This window comes from Glycocaulis sp. (assembly GCF_050485565.1).
Classification (GTDB): Bacteria; Pseudomonadota; Alphaproteobacteria; order Caulobacterales; family Maricaulaceae; genus Glycocaulis.
In genome coordinates, this window is record NZ_JBJHBQ010000005.1 from 42,075 (window position 1) to 61,859 (window position 19,785).

The 19,785-nt window shown below is 63.7% G+C and carries 19 protein-coding genes and 1 tRNA gene; 11 read left to right on the forward strand and 9 right to left on the reverse strand.

Annotated elements, in window-relative coordinates; genetic code table 11:
• Window positions 1-81 precede the first annotated feature (81 nt).
• Complete coding sequence (locus tag ACQ5ID_RS06910) at window positions 82-1,068, forward strand: acetyl-CoA carboxylase carboxyltransferase subunit alpha (protein WP_429911724.1); 987 nt, start codon at window positions 82-84, stop codon at window positions 1,066-1,068.
• 84 nt (window positions 1,069-1,152) lie between these two features.
• On the forward strand, window positions 1,153-3,207 hold the full coding sequence (locus tag ACQ5ID_RS06915) for an NAD(+) synthase (RefSeq protein WP_429911725.1): 2,055 nt from the start codon (window positions 1,153-1,155) through the stop codon (window positions 3,205-3,207).
• Between the two features lie 227 nt (window positions 3,208-3,434).
• Here ACQ5ID_RS06915 and ACQ5ID_RS06920 read toward each other — a convergent pair whose 3' ends face one another.
• Complete coding sequence (locus tag ACQ5ID_RS06920) at window positions 3,435-3,902, reverse strand: Hsp20 family protein (protein WP_127568786.1); 468 nt, start codon at window positions 3,900-3,902, stop codon at window positions 3,435-3,437.
• 260 nt (window positions 3,903-4,162) lie between these two features.
• Here ACQ5ID_RS06920 and ACQ5ID_RS06925 point away from each other — a divergent pair, with 260 nt between their 5' ends.
• Together ACQ5ID_RS06925 and ACQ5ID_RS06930 are read left to right on the forward strand one after the other, a co-directional pair.
• Entirely contained in the window at window positions 4,163-5,176 is a 1,014-nt protein-coding gene (locus ACQ5ID_RS06925; protein ID WP_429911726.1) for a class I SAM-dependent methyltransferase, read from the forward strand.
• A complete protein-coding gene (locus tag ACQ5ID_RS06930; RefSeq protein WP_429911727.1) occupies window positions 5,173-5,865 on the forward strand; it encodes a hypothetical protein in 693 nt (230 codons plus the stop codon). Before ACQ5ID_RS06925 ends, ACQ5ID_RS06930 begins: the two co-directional genes overlap by 4 nt.
• On the opposite strand, the gene ACQ5ID_RS06935 is transcribed toward ACQ5ID_RS06930, so the two are convergent.
• The 3 genes from ACQ5ID_RS06935 to ACQ5ID_RS06945 all read right to left on the reverse strand — a co-directional run bounded on the left by ACQ5ID_RS06935 (window position 5,862) and on the right by ACQ5ID_RS06945 (window position 8,130).
• Window positions 5,862-6,665, reverse strand: coding sequence for an inositol monophosphatase family protein (locus ACQ5ID_RS06935; RefSeq protein ID WP_429911728.1), 804 nt, complete (start codon window positions 6,663-6,665; stop codon window positions 5,862-5,864). The two genes, ACQ5ID_RS06930 and ACQ5ID_RS06935, sit on opposite strands and share 4 nt — an antisense overlap.
• A gap of 68 nt (window positions 6,666-6,733) precedes the next feature.
• On the reverse strand, window positions 6,734-7,156 hold the full coding sequence (locus ACQ5ID_RS06940) for a helix-turn-helix domain-containing protein (protein ID WP_429911729.1): 423 nt from the start codon (window positions 7,154-7,156) through the stop codon (window positions 6,734-6,736).
• A gap of 98 nt (window positions 7,157-7,254) precedes the next feature.
• The gene (locus ACQ5ID_RS06945; RefSeq protein WP_429911730.1) at window positions 7,255-8,130 is read right to left on the reverse strand and encodes an N-formylglutamate amidohydrolase; all 876 of its coding nucleotides are present in this window, start codon (window positions 8,128-8,130) and stop codon (window positions 7,255-7,257) included.
• Between the two features lie 156 nt (window positions 8,131-8,286).
• Between ACQ5ID_RS06945 and cpdR the strand changes: the two genes are divergently transcribed.
• The gene (cpdR, locus tag ACQ5ID_RS06950; RefSeq protein ID WP_429911731.1) at window positions 8,287-8,655 is read left to right on the forward strand and encodes a cell cycle two-component system response regulator CpdR; all 369 of its coding nucleotides are present in this window, start codon (window positions 8,287-8,289) and stop codon (window positions 8,653-8,655) included.
• A 78-nt stretch (window positions 8,656-8,733) separates the two neighbouring features.
• A tRNA-Val gene (locus tag ACQ5ID_RS06955) sits at window positions 8,734-8,810 on the forward strand.
• A 235-nt stretch (window positions 8,811-9,045) separates the two neighbouring features.
• Here the strand turns inward: ACQ5ID_RS06955 and ACQ5ID_RS06960 are convergent.
• The 4 genes from ACQ5ID_RS06960 to motA all read right to left on the reverse strand — a co-directional run bounded on the left by ACQ5ID_RS06960 (window position 9,046) and on the right by motA (window position 13,279).
• Complete coding sequence (locus tag ACQ5ID_RS06960) at window positions 9,046-9,483, reverse strand: acyl-CoA thioesterase (RefSeq protein ID WP_429911732.1); 438 nt, start codon at window positions 9,481-9,483, stop codon at window positions 9,046-9,048.
• A gap of 86 nt (window positions 9,484-9,569) precedes the next feature.
• Window positions 9,570-10,418, reverse strand: a complete 849-nt coding sequence (locus ACQ5ID_RS06965) for a WecB/TagA/CpsF family glycosyltransferase (protein ID WP_429911733.1) — start codon at window positions 10,416-10,418, stop codon at window positions 9,570-9,572.
• A gap of 75 nt (window positions 10,419-10,493) precedes the next feature.
• Window positions 10,494-12,290: a tRNA (5-methylaminomethyl-2-thiouridine)(34)-methyltransferase MnmD gene (gene mnmD, locus ACQ5ID_RS06970; RefSeq protein ID WP_429911734.1), complete on the reverse strand. Its 1,797-nt coding sequence runs from the start codon at window positions 12,288-12,290 to the stop codon at window positions 10,494-10,496.
• A 122-nt stretch (window positions 12,291-12,412) separates the two neighbouring features.
• Window positions 12,413-13,279, reverse strand: coding sequence for a flagellar motor stator protein MotA (motA, locus tag ACQ5ID_RS06975; RefSeq protein ID WP_429911735.1), 867 nt, complete (start codon window positions 13,277-13,279; stop codon window positions 12,413-12,415).
• A 233-nt stretch (window positions 13,280-13,512) separates the two neighbouring features.
• On the opposite strand from motA, the gene ACQ5ID_RS06980 reads away from it, so the two are divergent.
• Together ACQ5ID_RS06980 and ACQ5ID_RS06985 are read left to right on the forward strand one after the other, a co-directional pair.
• Window positions 13,513-14,856 carry a hypothetical protein gene (locus ACQ5ID_RS06980; RefSeq protein ID WP_429911736.1) on the forward strand — a complete coding sequence of 448 codons (1,344 nt, stop codon included), beginning with the start codon at window positions 13,513-13,515 and terminating at the stop codon, window positions 14,854-14,856.
• 19 nt (window positions 14,857-14,875) lie between these two features.
• Entirely contained in the window at window positions 14,876-16,156 is a 1,281-nt protein-coding gene (locus ACQ5ID_RS06985; protein WP_429911737.1) for an MFS transporter, read from the forward strand.
• 120 nt (window positions 16,157-16,276) lie between these two features.
• On the opposite strand, the gene ACQ5ID_RS06990 is transcribed toward ACQ5ID_RS06985, so the two are convergent.
• Window positions 16,277-17,524, reverse strand: a complete 1,248-nt coding sequence (locus ACQ5ID_RS06990; RefSeq protein ID WP_429911738.1) for a lytic murein transglycosylase — start codon at window positions 17,522-17,524, stop codon at window positions 16,277-16,279.
• Window positions 17,525-17,783: 259 nt separating this feature from the next.
• Here ACQ5ID_RS06990 and ACQ5ID_RS06995 point away from each other — a divergent pair, with 259 nt between their 5' ends.
• From ACQ5ID_RS06995 to ACQ5ID_RS07005, 3 genes are all read left to right on the forward strand, one after another.
• Entirely contained in the window at window positions 17,784-18,890 is a 1,107-nt protein-coding gene (locus ACQ5ID_RS06995; RefSeq protein ID WP_429911739.1) for a TadE/TadG family type IV pilus assembly protein, read from the forward strand.
• A 123-nt stretch (window positions 18,891-19,013) separates the two neighbouring features.
• Window positions 19,014-19,139, forward strand: coding sequence for a type B 50S ribosomal protein L36 (ykgO, locus tag ACQ5ID_RS07000; RefSeq protein ID WP_036511313.1), 126 nt, complete (start codon window positions 19,014-19,016; stop codon window positions 19,137-19,139).
• 18 nt (window positions 19,140-19,157) lie between these two features.
• Complete coding sequence (locus tag ACQ5ID_RS07005) at window positions 19,158-19,775, forward strand: HAD family hydrolase (protein ID WP_429911740.1); 618 nt, start codon at window positions 19,158-19,160, stop codon at window positions 19,773-19,775.
• Window positions 19,776-19,785: the final 10 nt, after the last annotated feature.

Consider the following 19,785-nt stretch of genomic DNA (forward strand, 5'->3'; position numbering starts at 1 on the left):
GCTTGTGACAGCGGGATGTCGCGGCTAGTTTGCCCGTTCGGCCAGCGACCCTTGGCCGGGTAGCCTTATCTCAGGGGATCCATGTCCAACCCGACGCGCACCTATCTTGATTTCGAACGTCCGATTGCCGAGCTCGATGCGAAGATCGAGGAATTGCAATCGGTCTCCGAACGCAATGGCGAGGATGCGCCGGATGTGGCCGAGGAAGTCGCCAAGCTGCGCCAGAAATCGGCCACCCAGCTGAAAAATCTCTACGCCAAGCTGGACCCCTGGCAGAAAACCATGGTGGCGCGCCATCCTGAGCGCCCGCACCTGAAGGATTTTCTGGCCGGTCTCATCAACGATTTCGAGGAACTGTCCGGCGACCGCCGCTTCTCCGAGGATCATGCTATTGTCGGCGGGCTGGGCCGGTTCCGTGGCCGCGCCGTGGTCGTCATGGGCCATGAGAAGGGTCACGACACGCAGACCCGCCTGAAGCACAATTTCGGCATGGCGCGCCCTGAAGGCTATCGTAAGGCCGCGCGCCTGATGGATCTGGCTGACAAGTTTTCCCTGCCGGTTCTCACTTTCGTGGACACGGCGGGCGCCTATCCGGGCGTCGGCGCGGAAGAGCGCGGCCAGTCTGAAGCCATTGCCCGCTCCACCGAGCGCTGCCTGACGCTCGGCACTCCGCTGATATCGGTCATTACCGGCGAAGGCGGGTCGGGCGGCGCGGTGGCGCTGGCCTCTGCCAACACGGTGATGATGCTGGAGCATTCCATCTATTCGGTGATCTCGCCGGAGGGTTGCGCCTCCATTTTGTGGCGTGACGGGGCCAAGGCGCGCGATGCGGCCATTGCCATGAAGATCACCGCGCAGGACCTGATCGGGCTGAAAATCATCGACAAGATCATCCCCGAACCGGTCGGCGGCGCGCATCGTGATCGCGAAGCCACCATCAAGGCCGTCGGCGACGCGATGGAAGAAAACCTCTCCAGCCTTGAAGGGCTGGACCCGGCCACCTTGCGCAGGAAGCGCCGCGAGCGCTTCCTTGCCATTGGCCGTTCGCTGATGGAACCAGCGGCGTAGGTTTTCCCCGTCCCCCCTTGATTTTTTGGCCGGAAAGGCGTCTCTGAGGCTCACGAAATACTCATTATGAGCAAAAGGGGCGTCATGCCGGCCTTTCACAATCTTTATCGCCACGGCTTTGTGCGCGTAGCCGCCTTTGCGCCCCATGTTGCGCCCGGCGACCCGATGGAGAATGCGGCCCGCCAGATCGCACTGGCAAGGAAGGCCGATGAGAGCCGCGCTGCGCTTGTCCTGTTTCCTGAACTCTCACTCACTGGCTATGCGCTAGATGATCTGCACCATCAGGCGCTGATGCTGCAGGCCGCAGAACAAGCAGCTACGGCCCTCATCGAGGCTTCGCGCGATCTCATGCCGGTGCTGGTCGCCGGTGCGCCGGTAACGGTCGATGGCCAGCTTTATAACTGTGCCCTCATCATCCATCGCGGGCGGCTTCTGGGCGTGGTGCCGAAAAGCTACCTGCCCAATTACCGTGAGTTCCACGAAAAGCGCTGGTTTGCCGAAGGCGGCGCGGCAATGGCAGATACTGTGCGCTATGCGGGGCAGGACGCTGCCTTTGGCACCAAACTCGTCTTCGCGGCCAGCGATGTGCCCGGCTTCGCCTTCATGGCGGAGATCTGCGAGGATCTCTGGGCCGTCCACCCGCCAAGCCTTGATGGCGCGCTGGCGGGCGCGAACATCATCGTCAACCTGTCCGCCTCCAACGCCCTGATCGGCAAGGCACGCGAGCGTGAAGCACTGGTGCGCGTGCAGTCCCAGCGCACGCTTGGCGCCTATATCTTCGCCGCCTCCGGCTCAGGAGAGAGCACGACAGATCTCACCTGGGACGGGCAGACGATTGCCTGCGAGCTGGGCGAAACCATCGCGCAAGGCCCGCGCTTTGAGGACAACACCGGCCTCGTCACCGAGATCGATGTGGAGCGCATCGTGCAGGACCGGCTGCGCTTTTCCACTTTCCGGGACGGCGCCCGTAATGCGCGCGAGCGCCTGACCGGCTGGCGGAAAGTAAGCTTCACGCTTGCCCCGCCGCTGGATGAAACCCTCACCCTTGAGCGGCGCATCAAGCGCTTCCCCTTCGTGCCATCAGACCGCGAGCGGCTGGACGAGGACTGTTTTGAAGCCTGGTCGATACAGGTTGAGGCGCTGGTCCAGCGGCTGCGCTCCAGCACCATCAAACGCGCGATTATCGGCATATCGGGCGGGCTGGATTCAACGCAGGCCCTCATCGTCACCGCACGCGCCTTCGACCGGCTGGGCCTGCCGCGTGAGAGCATCCTCGCCTACACCCTGCCCGGCTTTGCCACCAGCGAGGCGACGCGCGAACAGGCCATTGCTCTGGCCGGGGCCGTGGGCGTCACCCATCGCGAGATCGATATCCGCCCGGCAGCTGAGCGCATGCTGGCCGATCTCGGTCATCCCTACGCGCAAGGACGTGCCGAATACGATGTGACGTTCGAGAATGTGCAGGCTGGCCTGCGCACCGATTATCTCTTCCGCGCTGCCAACCATGAGGGTGCGCTGGTGATCGGCACCGGCGATCTTTCCGAGGCGGCGCTGGGCTGGTGCACCTATGGCGTCGGCGATCATATGTCGCACTACAACGTCAATGCCGGCCTGCCCAAGACGCTGATCCAGCACCTCATCGCCTGGGCCGCGCGCACCGGCCGGGCAGGGGAGGCGGCTGGCCCGGTACTGGAGCGCATCCTGGCAACCGAAATCTCCCCTGAGCTGGTGCCAGCCGGAGAGAACGGGCAAATCCAGAGCACGCAGAGCGTGATCGGCCCCTACCCCTTGCAGGATTTCACCCTGCATTATGTGGTGCGCTATGGCTTCGGGCCGGAGAAGATCGCCTTCCTGCAGGAGACCGCCTGGGGCGAAAGCTCGCGCAGCGACTGGCCCGATCACGTGGCAGAGGCCGACCGTCATCACTACACGATGGCCGATATCCTCAAATGGCTGGACGTGTTCCACACCCGCTTTTTCGGCCAGAGCCAGTTCAAGCGCTCTGCCGTGCCCAACGGGCCGAAACTCACCTCCGCTGGCGCGCTATCGCCGCGCGGGGACTGGCGCATGCCCTCCGACATGAGCGCAAAGCTCTGGCGCGAGGCGATTGGCCGCCTGAAAGACGAGCTGGGAGTATAGAGGGGCTGCTGTCGGCCCTCATCCTGAGGAGGCCGAAGGCCGTCTCGAAGGACGAGGGAAGATGACCCAATAAAAAACGCCCGCGTGCCAGGGAAAAGCACGCGGGCGTTCTCATGTCAGTCTGCTGGCGGGTCGATCAGAGCGGGTCTGCGGCAGGGGAAAAACCGCATCGCCCTGAGATCATTGGCCAGCCTTCGCCCCGTTCCTGCGGAGCGGTATGCGTGGCTTTAAGCGGCCTTGGTCTTGGAACCGCTGATGAGCTTGGCGCCGGACTTGCCATTAATGGCGATCTGGCGCGGTTTCTTCGCTTCGGGTATCTCACGCTCAAGGCGCAGCACCAGAAGGCCGTTTTCAAGGCGCGCATCGCGCACCTGGATATGGTCGGCCAGATGGAAGCGGCGCTCGAAGGAGCGCTCGGCAATGCCGCGATGAATGAACTGGCGCGGTTCGCTGTCATCGCTTTCGCGCTTGCCAGACACCGTCAGCACGTTTTCCTGCACCTGAACGTCGAGATCATTGTCACCAAACCCGGCCACGGCCAGTTCGATGACATACTCGTGCTCGCTCAGCTGCTCGATATTGTAGGGCGGGTAGCCATTACCCGTTTCCTGCTTGGCCGCCGAGTCGATCATATTGGCCAGACGGTCAAAGCCGACAATCGTGCGGTAAAGCGGCGTGTAGTCGATGGTACGCATGAAGATCCTCCTTCAGAAGCGATCAGTTTGATGCCCTCCGCTGACATGTCCGCGCCTCGACTGAGCGCACGGGACCAAAGGCGGGCATCTTAGGTTTCCATTACTCGCCGGAGCCCGAAAGGCACCCCGGTGATACTGACATGGGTGCGGCTTTCGGGGTGCGCAAGAGGGCCGTTTTGGTGTTTTGAGGTTTTGCCGTCAGCGATTGCAGCGCTAGTCTGGCAAACAGAACACGACATCACGCCAAGGGGATTTGCCGCATGCGCCTTCTCGTAACCGTTTCTGCTCTTGCCCTGTGCCTGCCCCTGATGGCGTGCGGGGACAGTTCGGACACTGAAGCACCGGCACCCGCCGCCATCGACACCGATGATGCGGTCGATGCATCGCTGTCGCCGGATATCGATGACGAGGCTGAATTCGAAGACGGCGAACCGGACGCGGCTGAAGCCGATATCCCGGCAAGTGACGCAGCAGACGACACCGCAAGCCTGTCCACCGAACCGGAGACCGGCTCGCTCGCCTGGGCCGTGGCGGGCGAATGGCGGGCTGATGCCGTGGCGCGCGATGTCTGGCGCAATCCGCTCGAAACACTCGAATTCTTTGGCGTTGACCCGTCCGGCACGGTCGTCGAGATCTGGCCGGCGGGCGGCTGGTACACGCAAGTGCTCGCGCCATGGATTGCTGCCAATGGCGGCACCTATGTGGCGGCGCATTTCGACCCTGAGGGAAGCGAACAGACACAAGCCTTCATCGACAGCTATGCCGAGCGTTTTTCCGCGCCGCTGTTTGGCGAGATAGAGATCGCGGCTTTCGGCCCAGAAACCGGCCCGATCGTGCCTGAGGGAAGCGCCGACGCGGTGCTGACCTTCCGCAATGTGCACAACTGGATGGCGCGCGGTTTTGAGGAGAAGGCGTTTGCCGATTTCTACGCAGCGCTGCGCCCCGGCGGCATTCTGGGCGTGGTTGAACACCGCCTGCCCGCCAGCCAGCCGCAGGACCCGCGTGCCGCCACCGGCTATGTGCAGGAAGACTATGTCATCGCGCTAGCCACAGAGGCCGGTTTCGAGCTGGTGGGTTCCTCCGAAATCAACGCCAATCAGGCTGACACGGCCGACCACCCGTTTGGCGTCTGGACATTGCCGCCGGTCTTGCGGTCCTCGCCGCGCGGCGAAGATCGCGACCCTGAGTTTGACAGTGCGCCCTATGAGGCCATTGGCGAGTCCGACCGGATGACACTGCTGTTCCGCAAGCCGGGAAATGCGGGGGCTGAGTGATCGGGTCTGCGCTTAGCCTGCTAGTGGCGAGCGCACTGCTCGGCTGGTCTGCACCGGCCATGGCCGGGCCGCCGCCCGCCTCTGCCCTCAACGCCTATCCGGCAGACCGGCTATTACCCTTCTGGCGGCAATACACGGCGCGTTATGAGGACGGCGAAGCCCCGTTCATTCCCGCCTACCGGCTGGACCCGCCCCCCGCTGGGGCCGCGGACATGACAGGTTTCTGGCTGGAAGCGCCCGATGCCCGGCTTCTGGCGGTCGGCGTCGATGCGGACGGGTATCTGGTCCTGCCGCCCGAAGCGCACACTGCCGGTTCTGTCACCCGCGCCACGCGCCTGCTGCACGATGGCGACAGCCCGCTACCGGCCATCCGCCTGGAGTTTCATGCGCCAGCCAGCGGCACGCGTTACGCCATTTCGGAAATGGCGGCGCTGGTACGCGAGCTGGACCAGCTTCAACGCGCCAGCATGGGATTTGCCGCCCTGATGGCCCCGCGCTTTGACGTGATCGTATTCCGCTTTGACGGCCCGGCGCCCGATGGCTGGCACGTGACAGAGCGCGGGGAGCGCCGCGAGCTGAGCGCGCTGCACGATACGCTTTATCTGCGCATGACGGGGCGGATTGCCCGCTTAGGCGGCGAAATAGTGCTGGAAAGCGCGCCGCACCGTATCGTGGTGGAAACGCGCTAGCGCGCCGCCGGGGCCAGCAGCTCCAGCAGTTCGCCATGCAGGTCCGCATGGGCGGCCGCCACCACCTGCCCGCCCTCATGGGCCGGATGCCCGCGCCAGTTGGTCAGGATACCGCCCGCGCCCTCCACCACCGGCACCAGAGCAGCCACGTCCCAGCTCATCAGCCCGGACTCGATGACGAAATCCACCCCGCCTTGCGCCACCATCGCATAGCCATAGGCATCCAGCCCGTAGCGCATCAGGCGTGCACGGCTGCGCACCGTCTCGAACACTGACGCCTCATCACCCTCGAACAGATAAGGATCGGTCGTTTCCCCTATCGCTTCACCAAGAGCGCGCCCCGTTCGGACTTTCAGGGGCAGGCGCTCGCCGCCCCGTTCAACATGGGCGTTCCGGCCCGCCCGCCCGGTTGAGCCAAAAAACCGCTCGCCGATATGGGGCTGGTCAATGACCGACAGGACCGGGCCATCCTCCTCCACCAGCGCGATCAGTACGCACCAGCTTGGCAGACCGGCGAGAAACGCCCGCGTGCCATCGATGGGATCGACAATCCATGTGCGGCCTGAACGCGATGGTTTGGCCGCTTCCTCCTCGCCGAGAACACCGTCTTCGGGGCGGTGTTCAGCCAGTAAAGCGCGTATGGCCGCCTCAGCGGCCTTGTCGGCAGCCGTCACCGGATCAAAACCGCTCACCGCCTTGTTGTCAGCGGCAACACCGTTGCGGAAATGGGGAAGGCTGGCTGCACGCGCAGCGTCCGCCAGAACGCCCAGCAGGGCGGCATCGCTCTCATATCGGTTCAAGGCTGGTCCCCCGCGTCAGGCTGATGCGCCGCACGGGTATCTCCTGCCTGAAAGCTGGCGGCGCGGCGTCAGGCCCGTCCGGTATCGCTATTGCGCACGGACGGGTCAAGCGCGCTCTGGAGCGTTTTGGCCAGCTCAAGCAGGCGCTGGCGCGGCGCGCGCCCCAGCCGGTAATAGGCCCTGACCAGCTCCATGGTCTCGCGCCGGGAGAGAAGATCGCCCTGCATGTCGCGGCTGGCCCCATCGCTCTTCAGGCCATCATAGAAATGTTCAACCGGCGCGCCCAGCGCTTCGGCAATCTCGAACAACCGGCTGGCCGACATCCGGTTGATCCCGGTCTCGTATTTGTGGATCTGCTGAAAGCGTATGCCAACGCGCTCGGCCAGCTCTTTCTGGGTCAGGCCCAGAAGCCGTCTGCGCCGCCGCAGACGCTCGCCGACATGGCGGTCGATATTCGGACGCTGGGCAGGCTGGACTGCATCGTCTCTCAATTGTGGCTGCATCTTCCCTCATCGCCTCCGCCTGACAGGCGCGATTCGCGCCGCACGCTTATCATTAGCGTGCTTTGAGGTTAATAACAACCTGTGGTTTATTCTGCAGCGAGTGATTGTGGCCGGCAGGCGTCAACAAGGGCGGCGGCAAACGCTTCCAGCCGCGCCTTGAGCGGTTCAAAGCCCTGATGGGGTTCGAGCGAATGCTCGTCCATGTAGAGCGCACGGCTGATCTCGATCTGCAGCGCATGGCGGCCTTCAGCAGGCAGGCCATAGTGCTCGGCAGCAAACCCGCCCGCATAGGGCCGGTTACGCACCACCTTGAAGCCCAGGGAGCGCAATATCCGCTCGGCATTTCCCGTCAGCTCCGGCGCGCAGGAAGAGCCAAACCTGTCCCCCAGAACGATATCGGCGCCCCGTCCGCTTGCTGCCGGCATGGAATGGCAATCGATCAGGATTGACTGTCCAAACGCCTCGCGGGCCGCAGTCAGCTCACCCGCCAGCGCGGCATGATAAGGGCGGTAGCATGATGCCAGGCGCTCAAACGCCTCTTCCAGTGGTAGCATCGCCTCATAGATCGCATTCCCCTCCCCGGCGAGGCGGGGAATAACGCCCAGCCCGGCCGACGCCCTCTGGCTGGTCTGACCACACAGCGCATGTGCCTGCGGTCCGAACAGGACCGGGTCCAGCTCATGCTCGGCGCGGTTGGGATCGACATAGGAGCGCGGGAACAGCGCGCGCACCAGCGGCGCGCCAAGGCCGGTAACCGACCCGAACAGCACATCGATATGCGCATCTTCCGATCTGCGCAGGACTTTGAGCGGCAACGCAGCCTGCTCAAGAAAACGCTCGCTATAGCAGGCACCCGAATGGGGCGAGGCAAACACGACAGGCGACAGGCGTTCTGCCGGACGCAACACCTCGACAGCTTCCGGCTTGGCGGAAGACGAAAAATGGGATGGAGAACCGTTCATGGGTCCATCATCGCGCGCATGTGTGCAGCGTCAATCACCAAGCGTCATCAGAGCCGGAAAATTCACTGCAGTAATGGGCGCGGCGTTCAACGGAATTTTACCTCCTTGCCCTAGAGTGGCTTTGCGGTGGATAAAAATACTCCAGAGGGGATGGCCATGGCCAAGATACTGCTCGCAGAAGACGACGATTCCATGCGTGACTTCCTCGCCAAGGCGCTGACGCGCGCCGGGCATGAGGTGGAAAGCGTGGCCGACGGTGAAGAGGGCCTTGATGCGCTGGGCAGTGAGGCCGGCGCGTTCGAGCTTCTGCTCACCGATATCGTGATGCCCGGCGTGGACGGGATCGAGCTGGCACGCCGTGCCGCCGAGATCGATCCGGGCCTGAAAATCATGTTCATTACCGGCTTTGCAGCCGTCGCCCTCAATGCGGGCCTGTCGGCCAAGCGCGAGGCAAAGGTGCTCTCCAAGCCTTTCCATTTGCGCGATCTGGTCGACGAAGTCGCCCGCGCCATGGAAGCGGCGTAAACCTTCAGCACGAACGCTTGCGCGAGGCGTAGGGGCGGGCTATATCGCCCGCTCGCTTCGCAAGCATTATTGCGGATCGGGCGCGTAGCTCAGTTGGTTAGAGCGCTACGTTGACATCGTAGAGGTCACAAGTTCGACTCTTGTCGCGCCCACCACCTTCCTCTTTTCCTAATGCTCAGCCCATCCGGGCTTCGCTCCTCGCATAGGCTCAGGCGGCCGGTCGGCCTTGCGGCCCCTGACTGTCTCCCTGGCGCGCAGCGCCGCAAGCGCGAAGGCGCGCCCGCGACTGCCTGCCCCCGCACAGGCGGGGGTTCGCGGAACATCGCAACGCGGCCTGCCCCCGGCTACGATCGGGGGATGCGTTGCGGAACTAAAGAAGAGCTGCACTACTTAAAAAGCCCGCAGCTTCTCAATCAGGACTGCTGGTGGCGGGCAGGGCGTGCGCGGCAACGCAGTCGTTGCCCAGGCATAGATCATCCGCCCGCCGGTCAGCGCCTCATCGCCCCGGAATATGCCAAGGCGGAACGTCGCCGAGCTATTACCCACGCGCTCCAGCGTCACGCCGATCTCGATCAGCTCGTCAAACACGGCCGGCGCGTAGAAATCCGCATGCGCACTGACGGCAAAGGATTCGCTGCCCTCCGCCGTCAGATCATCAGGCAGGTTGATGCCCGCCGCGCGCCAGAACTCGGTCAGCGCCACATCGAAATAGAGAAAATAATTGCCGTTAAAGACGATGCCTTGCGGATCAGCCTCGGCCCAGCGCACGCGCAAGGTATGAAACCATGAAAAATCACGGCGCGATGGCCGCTCCGGTTTGGTCGACATGAGAAATACCCCCGCCTGCTGCTGCCCTCCCGCATAGCGGGTTTCACAAGACAAGCGGCTATCGCGCCAGGGATCAAGTGCGCCGGTCAGGCACCCAGCCGGGCAGAGAAGGATTTTTCAAACGCGCGCAGCTTGGCTCGCGCCCGGCGCCATTCCCACCAGATCAGCAGCACTTGCGGACCATCGACCAGATAGCGCCGCCACATGCGCTTTGGCTCTTCCATCAGGCGGTGCAGCCATTCCAGCCGGGCATTCTGCATCCATTGCGGCGCACGCTGCGTCTTGCCGGAGAGAAAGTCGAGCGATGCGCCCACGCACAGGCCAACGCCTGTGCAGTCACCGCGCTCTATGCAGGCGGCGGCGATCATCTCCTGCTGGGGCGACCCGACACACAGGAAGACGAAACGCGCCGGATTGGCCGCCACAAAGGCCGCGCACTCGGCAACGGCCTCAGGGTTGGTGCGAAGCCCCATGGGCGGCTGGTGCCAGCGTACATCTTTGAGGCCGAAGCGGGCGGTAACGCCCTCAATGACATCCCCGTCCCCGCCAATCACCACCACCGGCTCGGCCGGATCAATGGCGTGTTCAAACAGGGCCGCCGTCAGGTCAGAGCCGGGCGTCACCTCCACCTCTTCGCCTGAAAAAGCCGCGATCAGCTCCAACACGCGGCTATCGCACACGGTCAGCCAGGCCTGCGCATAAAGCGGAGCAAGCTCGCCCCCGCGCGACAGGCGCACAAGGTGGTCGACATTGGGCGTGACCACAAAAGCGAAGGGCCGTGTCGGGTCGCGCCGGACAATGCGCTCCAGCGCGGTGTCAAACCCGATCCGGTCAAAGGCTGAGTTCAAAAACCATATATGCCGCGCACGCACGCGCCGGTCCGCAGCCCTTGCGGGGCGGGCCGGAAGCGTTGATGTGTCCAGCGGCAGTGTCATGAAACGTCCCGTTACGGGCCAGACTGCCTGGCCTCAGGGACGTGATGTGCAAGCTTCAGACCGGATCAGGCTTCGCTAGAGCGGTGATTTTCCCTGTCTGCGCAACGCTCTTCGCGCGAAACGGGCCGGATCGAGACTGGCCGCGCCGGAGCGCTCCAGCGGGGAGGGTTCACCGCAAATCAGGCTCGCCACATACTCGGCCAGCAGCGGCGCATGGGCAAAGCCGCGCGCGCCAAATCCTGTGAGCACGTAAAGCCCGTCCACTGCGCTGGCATCGGCGCGCACCGCCTGCCCTGCCGCAGGCAGCCGGTCCGGCAGGACACAGCGTACCGCGCCCCAGTGTTCCAGAACCTCTCCCAGCCCTGCCCCAACACCCGGATCAAACGCGCTCACCGCTGCGCGTATGTCCTCAGCCGCCTGCTCTGGTGGGAGGCTCTGGCCACGCTCATGGGTCGCGCCCGCCAGCACGGACCCGTCGGGCAGCGATGCCAGATAATGCCCCCACGCCATGGGCTGAGGGATTGGCGGGCCATCATAGGCAAAGCGCGCGATCTGGCCGGGCAGGGCCTCCATCGGCAGGCAGACATCCAGCCCGTCAGGCAGGGTGTCTGCGCCGGGTGCGAGGATAAGCGTTTCTGCCTCGGCCAGCACGCGCCCCTGTGCGTCCAGCACCTGCCAGCCACCGCCCGGCAGCGGCACGGCCTGCGCTGCATACGCGTCCACGACCGGCACATTACCAGCGAGCGCGGTCAAAAGCCGCAACGGCTCTACCCAGCCAGCCCGCGCCAGCACCAGCCCATCGCCCTGAACGGCGATGCCTGCGCCTTCCATCATGGCCGCGATGCGCGCCAGCCGCCCCGCGTTGTCATTTCCCGACGGCGCACGCAGGACACCGGATGCGTGAAACCCGTCCAATCCGTCATAGAGCGCGCGGGCATAATCGAAAGCGCTTAAGGTCGCGCGGACATGGGGCCGGTCTGCAGCCTCAAGGCGCGGCGTGAACAGGGCCGCCGGGCCGCCCGATGCGCCCGCGCCCCAGCCGCCTCGCGCAATAACGACAGGCGTGACGCCGCGAGCCGTCAGGGCGCGTGCAAGGCTCGCCGCCGCTATGCCGCCGCCAATGATGGCCACGCTGCCCGGCAATGCCGGCGGGGAGGCATGGGCTTCGCCGTCAAACACGCCCTCCAGCCGTTCGCGCTTGCGGCCAAAGCCCGGCACTTTTTCTATCTGGAAGCCAGCCTCGGCGAGCCCGCGCCGGACCGCACCGGCCACTGTAAACGTGCCAAGACGCGTACCCGGCTTTGACAGGCGGGCAATGTGGGCAAACACCTCCGATGACCACATCTCGCCATTCAGGGACGGCGCAAATCCGTCAAGAAACCAGGCATCGGCGGCAAAATCCATTTGCGCCAGCGCCGCCTCGACCGTGTCGTGAAACACACTCAACACCACCCGCCCGCCTGCAAACACCCGCCTGTGCGGACCTTTCAAGGGTGAGGGCCACTGGTCTGCCAGAAGGCGTGCCTTGTCCGGCAGCTCACCAAAAGCTGACAGCGCCCGGCGGGCATCGGCAGCACTTAAGGGAAAGCCTTCCAGCGAGACGAAATGCAGGCGGGCACTGGCGGGCGCTACCTCATCGAAAAGCTGCCACGCGGCGAGAAAATTCAGCCCCGTGCCAAAGCCGAGCTCACCGATAATGATGGTGCCACCGGCAGCAAAACGCGTCTCAAGCCGGCAGCCGCCCAGGAACACGGCCCGCGTCTCGGCCAGCCCGTCTTGGGCAGAAAAATAGACATCACCACCAGCCGCGCGCGGCGTGCCGGGATCGCTCCAGTCAAGGCTGGCAAAGGGTCTGACAAGGCTGTCGCTCATGGCTTTTCGCTACACGCGATGAAGCGGGCGGGCAATGGCCGGGGCCCGCACACGCAAAAAGGGCCAGAGCATCATGCCCCGGCCCGTTCAAGGTGCTTCCCCCGATTATTCTTTTTATGGGTCTATTCAGCGCCAATGTTGGACAGCGCGTCTTCCAGCTCCAGAAAGCTCGGCTGCATCTTGGAGGGCACATTGCCCCGGCCAATCTCCACCGAGATCTGGGCCGCATTGCCGTGAAGGTGCGCCACCAGCACGCTCTGGATGATTTTGTAGAAAATCGCTTCCTCGTCATAGACATTCTTCATGCGCACCGCGAACGGGCCGACAAAGCCGTAAGACAGGAACACGCCAAGGAAGGTGCCGACCAGCGCCGAACCGATCATCGCGCCCAGATATTCAGGCGGCTGGGTGATGGCGCTCATCGTCTTGATAATGCCCAGCACGGCCGCAACAATCCCCAGCGCAGGCAGGGCATCAGCCATGTTCTGCAGGGCGTGGGCCGGGCCAGACGCCTCGTGATGGTGCTTTTCCAGCTGCTTTTCCATCGCATCCTCGACCTGGTGGGGGTCTTCCAGATTCATCGTCATCATGCGCAGCGTGTCGCAGATGAAATCGACCGCGAAATGGTCCTTCAGGATGCGCGGGTACTTGGAAAAAAGCGCGCTTTCATGCGGTTTCTCGATATGGGCCTCCAGCGCGATGACACCCTTGGTCTTCATCGTCTTGGTCAGCGCAAACAACAGAGCCAGCAGATCGCGATAATCTTGCGGCTTCCACTTCGGCCCCGAAAAGAGCTTGGACATGTCGCCTGCGGTCTTGCTGACCGTCTTGCCCGAATTGCCGATGAAGAACGCGCCCATGGCCGCGCCCATGATCATCATCATCTCGAAGGGGAGCGCCTTGAGAATAACATCGAAATGGCCACCAGCGAGCACGAAGCCGCCAAACACCATCGCGAACACGCAGACAATGCCGATTATCTGAAACATATACCCACCATCCCGCAGTCTTCCGGAGCCGTTCTGGCCGGACCGGGTGAAAGGGCGGATTTTTCCGCTTCTCTTCCCCCCGGCCCATGTCCGGTTTCGGGACGTTTCTACGCGAAGATGCTTAAAACCCGGTTTTCACGCTGTTAGCGGAGCGTTTACGACGCGCGCGGGGCGGAAATGCTTGATGGCGGGGACCTTGTCCCGCAAGCTCACAATAAACCGGGGGAAAGGCCATGCTGACGTTCCTGATTGCCGCCGCGCTTGGCCTTACCCCCTTCAACCATGAGGCTCCTGAATCCGAGCGGCTGGCTTTCGCGCTGGACCGCGCCAATCCTGTCGATGAGCGGTTTTATGCGGTGCAGTCGTTCATACGGATCACCGAGGAGATCGACCACAGTGTCATGCCAGCTCTGTGGGAACTCGTGCGCAGTGGCGAAGTCGAGCTGCACTACCCTGCCTTGCTGGCCCTTACAGTGCGCGGCGACGCCGGCGCGTTGCCGGAACTGGTCACCCTCTGCACCGCCCCCGTCACACACACACTCGCACGCCATCGTGGTTCGAGGTTTTGCAGCGAACAGCTCGTGCAGTGGCGGTATCTGGGAGAACGGTCGCAGGAGCTGGGCTATGACATCGTACCCGCCCTCATAGAAAGCTATGACCGCGCCGACATCATAGGCAGGCAGTTGATCCTGCAGATCGCGTTGGAAACGCCGGACACCCGCCTTGTTCCGCTGCTGACAGACGCGCTCTCACCCGAATACTGGCATCAAAACTGGCTCCTCGGATATTACGCGACACAAGCAATCGCGGGCGACGTGTCGCTTGTCAGCGATGATATTGCCGCCGCTCTGGACGCCATTGAGACAAGTCACTGGCTTCCGCTCATGCGCTGGCGGGCAAGATTGCTGCGTCACTTTCACCGTGAAGGCAGTCTTGAGAGGAGCGCCGATCCGGAAATCAGCTCCATCGCCGCTAATCTGCTGGCGACCCGGCCTCACCTTGACGCCCCGCTCGATCCCCCGGTCGCGCTTCAGATCATGGCTGGCTGGCCTCCGTTTAGCGTTCCGGCAGAGCGCATATTTGGCGAGAACACCTTGTGCACTGACTGGCGCTGGCTGACCGGAGACGACAGCGAATATCTGGAGTTCGAGTATACCGGGCAAAACTGGCAACATGGCCTTGTTCATAACTGGGTTCACGTTCACGGGACCAATTTCGGCGAGTGGGGCGGTTCCCTCTCGGTCGGCAGTCATAGACTGACGAACCGCATGCACGTGGCTGACATATTCCTCGACCATGCCGATAACATCATGGTCGCCTCAGGCTATGATGGCTTGTTCATGCTCGGCGACGGCACCATCGACCGGATCGTCGCCGGCGGAGAGCCGTATGACCATCACCTCTACCGGCTCGAACGCTGGATCACCTTCCCGTCAATGCCAATGGGGACAGTCCTGCGCGATGACAACCAACTTGTCGTCATCGGCCGTAGCTGGGCGCTATCGGTCCGTAACGGGGAGATTGAGGGCTATCTGCCCTGCGCTGTGAGCAGTGCACCAATGGACGAGGCTGACTAGCCGGTTCATACCTCGCGCCATGCGCGATGAACCGCAAACCAGCACGCGAAAAGACAGGCGGGCCGCTTTCGGCCTGCTCTTTGTCTGCCTGATGATGGTGGGTGTCGGCAATTCCATGCTGTTTGCCATCCTGCCGCCTCTGGCGCGCGATATCGGCATTGCCGAGATTTATGTCGGCGCGATCTACACCCTCTCCGCCCTGATGTATCTGACCATGAGCCCGGTCTGGGGCGGATTGTCAGACCAGTATGGCCGCCGCCCGCTGGTCATTTTCGGGCTGGCCACCTACGCCGCCTCCACACTGATCCTTGCTGCTGGCGCCTGGGCGGGCCAGAGCGGTTTTCTGCCGCCTCTGATCGCCGTACTGGCCATGGCGCTGGCGCGCGCGCTCTTTGGCGCGTTCGGCTCGGCTACCGGCCCGGCGGCGCAAGCCTATGTCGCAGACCGCACAGCGCCTGCCGAACGCACACAGGCGCTGGCCAGCATGACGGCCGCCTTTGCGCTCGGCGGGATGATCGGCCCGGCTCTGGCGGCCGCCTTCTCAGAACGCATCGGCATGGTGCCCTTCATGGTGCTGATCGCGCTGCTGGTCGGCGCGTGCGCGGTGATTGTCCGCCTGACCCTGCCGGAGAACACACCGCCAAGGGAACGTGGCCACCGCCCGCTCAACCCGCTTGCCCAGTTTGCGTTTGCCGCCGACGGGCGGGTACGGGCCTTCGTGCTCTACGGCTGCGCCAGCTGGCTGGTGCAGGCCGCCAGCCTGCAGGCCATCGGCTTTTTCATCATCGACCGGCTGGAGCTGGACACGACCGCCGGCTTGCAACTCGCCGGCGTTGCCCTGACCGCGGGCGCAGCAGCTCTGATCTTTGCCCAGCTGGTGGCCATCCCGGCGCTGAAAGTGTCCCCGCGCATGCTCATGCTGATCGGGGCGGGGCTGACGCTGGCAGGCCAGATCGAGCTGATCTTTTCCGGCGGCTATGCCTCTATCGTGCTCGGCTTTTTGCTCAACTCGCTGGGCTTTGGCTTTGCCCGCTCCGGCTTCACCGGCGGAGCCAGCCTTGCCGTCAGCCCTGAAGAACAGGGCCGCGCGGCAGGCGTAACGGCGGCGACCGCCGGCCTCGGCTTCCTGATCGCGCCTTTGTCCGGTCTCTGGCTCTATCAGGCCGTCGGCCCGACCGCGCCCTTCATGCTCAATGTCCTGCTGTCTGTCGTGGCGCTGGGCGTCGCCTTCTTCCACCCGCGCGTACGCGTGGCCATCCAGCCTGTCGAGCAAGACGGGGATGAAGGCGGGGTGGTGTGAGGCAGGTTTCCCCTCTCCTTCGAGACGGCCTTGCGGCCTCCTCAGGATGAGGGGAAAGGACCAGCGCTCCCTCATGCTGAGGGCGAGCGAAGCGAAGCGTCTCGAAGCACGAGGGAGCGTCTAACGCGCCCTGTCCGCCGCCATCACCGCATTATAGAGCGCCAGCCCCGCATAGCCGTCCGGTTCAAATCCGTTGGCGCTCTGGAAGGCGCGGATGGCGCGGCGCGTATTGGGGCCGACCACCCCGTCCAGCCCGCCCGGATCATGACCCAGCCGGGCGAGCGCTTCCTGCAGCTCGCGTGACTGGGTGCGGTTAATCGGCGGATTGTCCACCGGCCAGCCCGTCGCCATGCCCGCATCGCCATGCTCGAACGCGCGTGCTAGATAGGCCACACCCAGAGCGTAGGCAGTCGAGTTGTTATAGCGCAGCAGCGCCTCGAAATTGCGGTAGACGAGGAAGGCAGGCGCATTGGCCCCGGCAGGGATCACCAGCCGCGCCGACCGGTTGAGATCATCGGCCGACCAGTCGCCCGATGCCGGCGCAATGCCCAGCCCGGCCCATTGGGAAACCTGACGGCGCTGGCGCTCATTCCAGTCCGCAAAACTGAAGCCCTCCGGCAGGCGCACCTCGGTAAACACCGGCTGGCGGTATTCCCAGCCCGCGCGCGCCAGCAGATTGGCTGCGCTGCCCAGCGCATCGCCTTCATTGCGCCAGATATCGCGCCGCCCGTCGCCATTGAAGTCGACCGCGCGCTCCATATAGGTCGCCGGGATGAACTGGGTCTGGCCCATGCCGCCCGCCCACGAGCCGACAAGCTCGGCGCGGGTCGCATAGCCGCGCTCGATCATCTGGGCGATGGCGCGCAGCTGGGCCTCGGCAAACCCGCGCCTGCGGCCCTCCCAGGCGAGCGTAGCCAGCGAGCGGACAATATCAAAATTGCCCTGGATCTCGCCATAGGCGCTCTCCAGACCCCAGATGCCGGTGAGAATATGCTGATCGACCTCGAAACGTTCTTCCACCGCCTGCAGCGTCTCGGCGATACGCGCCGACGCCCGGCGTCCGTTGGCCACGCGCGTTTCAGACACCGCGCCATCGAGATACTGCCAGATCGGGCGGACAAATTCGGGTTGGGACTGGTCGCGATCGATCACGGTCGGATCAGGCTCCAGTCCGTCCAGCATCGAGGACACGATGTCAGGGCGGACACCTTCGCTGCGCAAATCGGACGCAAACCCGTCGCGCCACGCCGTAAAGGGAATATCCTGCGCCAGCGCCGCGCCTGCAGGGCTGGCCACAAGTACAAGCCCCGCCAGCCACACGCCGCCAATGGCGGCTGCGCGGCGGAAATAACGATGGTTAGTCAGCATGTAAGGGTCCTCACCGCGTAGCTGGCCATTTCCGCGAGATGGCAAGTCTTCCTGTTAACACGCAGAAGATCAATGCGCGATGAACGCGCTGGCGGATATGGTTAGCAGGAGATTTACGCTAACACACTAAATTAATTATCTTTTCTTACGCCTCATTAAGCCTTGCCTGCTAAATTCCGCGCCAGATTCAGGCATGAAATCTGCATGTCAGATCGGGGTGAACCGGCAAGTGTGCCGGTTCGGGCAAGGGCAATTGGACATGAAACAGCTGTCAGGCTTCTTCAAGGACCGCGCCGGCAATATCGCGATGATCTTTGCACTGTCACTGGTTCCCGTCATGGGGGTGGCCGGGGTGTCGGTCGACACCGCGCGCCTCATCAATGTGCGCACCTCGCTGCAGGCCGAGGCCGACGCGACCGCGCTCAATGCCGCCGTCGGCGGACCCGAGCAGAATTTCGCAGCCCAGATCAGCGGCATGAACGACCGCCTGATGGCAAGCTTTGGCGGATCGGGCATGACGGCCCTGCAGGTCGATGGCGTGTGGAACGGGCTGGATTTCCGCGTCGACGCCAGTGCGCGCGTATCCACCGTCCTGATCCACGCCCTGCCCGGCATCGGCGACAGCGTGCGCGTTTCGGTCCATTCCACCGCGCGCCTCCACCAGCCCATGCTGCAGTATGAGCCGCCGGAACTGAGCTGGCTCGACCCGGACGCGGGCGACTACAACCGCATCTATGTCTATTGCTATGACCCCGATCCCAATGCCAACAAGACGCCCGCGCAACGGCGCACGCAGCGCACGCCTGTGCAGGACAATAACGGGATCAACTTTCTCACCCGCTGGCCCAACCAGTATCAGTGGCCGCGTTGCGAGGAAGGCGAGACGATCAGCTTTGAGCTCTATAATCTGCGCTTCTCGCGCACCAATCCGGAACGCATCGATCATAATCCGAGTAACGACCACCACTGGTGCCAGCACACGCCGACGGCCGACTTTCCCAATCCGTGCCGCCACCGCTATTTCACCGACACGGCGCATGTGAACGGGCAGGAAATCCATAACGGGCTGCAATACGACATTCTGGAAACCGTGCTGTGCGACAGCCTGGATGAGTGCAAGCCGGTCAGCGAGGGCGGTGTCATCCCGACAGGCACCAACCGCACGCCGCAGCGCGCCGAGCAGGGCTGCAGCCCCGGCCGCTACATGTATTACGGCTGGGAAGACCGTCCGCCCGGCCTGCCCGGTGGCACGGCCAACTGGACCCAGATGGGCTGGACCGACCGCGATTATGACGATATCCGCATCATCATGGAGTGTCCGCAACTGGACACCACCCGCGAACGCTATGTGCGGCTGATCGAGTAGACTCAAGCGTTTCTGTGCAAGTGGCGCGACGCCCCGGTTGACTTGAGCCGGGGCGGACTGTAACACCTGCGCTCCCTTGAATATGCGGGCGCTCAGACCCCGCTCCAGGTACGAGACAAGACCATGAAAGTGCGCAGCTCCATCCGCTCCCTGAAAGCCCGGCACCGCGATTGCCAGGTGGTGCGCCGCCGTGGCCGCGTCTACGTGATCAACAAGACCGACCCGCGCTTCAAGGCCCGCGCCGGCTAGCACGGGCCGCGTCGGCTCATGGCTGTGCGCGCCATCCTGTGGGATCTGGGGCGTACACTGGCCGACTGGGATCCAGATTATCTCTATCGCCGATTGATCCCGGACGCTGATGCGCGCCGGGATTTTCTTTCGCGCATATGCACCATGGACTGGCATGAGGCGCACGATCGCGGTGTCTCCATGGCGGGGAACCGTGAAGCGCTGATTGCCCGGCACCCGGACAAGGCCACGCTCATCGAAGCCTGGGACACGGGCTGGAACGCCATGTTCAACGGTTATGTGGAAGGTATGGAGGGGCTCATCGAGGCGCTCCATGCGCGCGGCGTGCCGCAATATGCGCTCTCCAACATGCCAGCGGAAAAATGGCCCGACGTGCTGGCGCTCTACCCGGCCTTCACCCTGTTCGAGACCGCCCTGATCTCCGGTCAGGAGGGGCTGGTAAAGCCCGATCCGGCGATCTACGCCCTTGCCATATCGCGCATAGGCACACCGCCGCACGAAACACTCTTCATTGATGACCGGCTGGACAATATCGAGGCCGGTGCGAAAGCCGGCTTTGCTGTCCACCATTTCACCGGTGCCCCCGCCCTCCGGGTAGAGCTGGACCGGCTGGGCCTGTTGCCGCTGGCCGGCTAACCACACACCG

Coding starts and splice junctions, on each gene's coding strand:
- ACQ5ID_RS06980 (WP_429911736.1), top strand. CDS start 13,513: ATGCTGACGTTCCTGATTGCCGCCGCGCTTGGCCTTACCCCCTTCAAC.
- mnmD (WP_429911734.1), bottom strand. CDS start 12,290: ATGAGCGACAGCCTTGTCAGACCCTTTGCCAGCCTTGACTGGAGCGAT.
- ykgO (WP_036511313.1), top strand. CDS start 19,014: ATGAAAGTGCGCAGCTCCATCCGCTCCCTGAAAGCCCGGCACCGCGAT.
- ACQ5ID_RS06965 (WP_429911733.1), bottom strand. CDS start 10,418: ATGACACTGCCGCTGGACACATCAACGCTTCCGGCCCGCCCCGCAAGG.
- ACQ5ID_RS06990 (WP_429911738.1), bottom strand. CDS start 17,524: ATGCTGACTAACCATCGTTATTTCCGCCGCGCAGCCGCCATTGGCGGC.
- ACQ5ID_RS06995 (WP_429911739.1), top strand. CDS start 17,784: ATGAAACAGCTGTCAGGCTTCTTCAAGGACCGCGCCGGCAATATCGCG.
- motA (WP_429911735.1), bottom strand. CDS start 13,279: ATGTTTCAGATAATCGGCATTGTCTGCGTGTTCGCGATGGTGTTTGGC.
- cpdR (WP_429911731.1), top strand. CDS start 8,287: ATGGCCAAGATACTGCTCGCAGAAGACGACGATTCCATGCGTGACTTC.
- ACQ5ID_RS06915 (WP_429911725.1), top strand. CDS start 1,153: ATGCCGGCCTTTCACAATCTTTATCGCCACGGCTTTGTGCGCGTAGCC.
- ACQ5ID_RS06945 (WP_429911730.1), bottom strand. CDS start 8,130: ATGAACGGTTCTCCATCCCATTTTTCGTCTTCCGCCAAGCCGGAAGCT.
- ACQ5ID_RS06910 (WP_429911724.1), top strand. CDS start 82: ATGTCCAACCCGACGCGCACCTATCTTGATTTCGAACGTCCGATTGCC.
- ACQ5ID_RS06920 (WP_127568786.1), bottom strand. CDS start 3,902: ATGCGTACCATCGACTACACGCCGCTTTACCGCACGATTGTCGGCTTT.
- ACQ5ID_RS06960 (WP_429911732.1), bottom strand. CDS start 9,483: ATGTCGACCAAACCGGAGCGGCCATCGCGCCGTGATTTTTCATGGTTT.
- ACQ5ID_RS06985 (WP_429911737.1), top strand. CDS start 14,876: ATGCGCGATGAACCGCAAACCAGCACGCGAAAAGACAGGCGGGCCGCT.
- ACQ5ID_RS06925 (WP_429911726.1), top strand. CDS start 4,163: ATGCGCCTTCTCGTAACCGTTTCTGCTCTTGCCCTGTGCCTGCCCCTG.
- ACQ5ID_RS07005 (WP_429911740.1), top strand. CDS start 19,158: ATGGCTGTGCGCGCCATCCTGTGGGATCTGGGGCGTACACTGGCCGAC.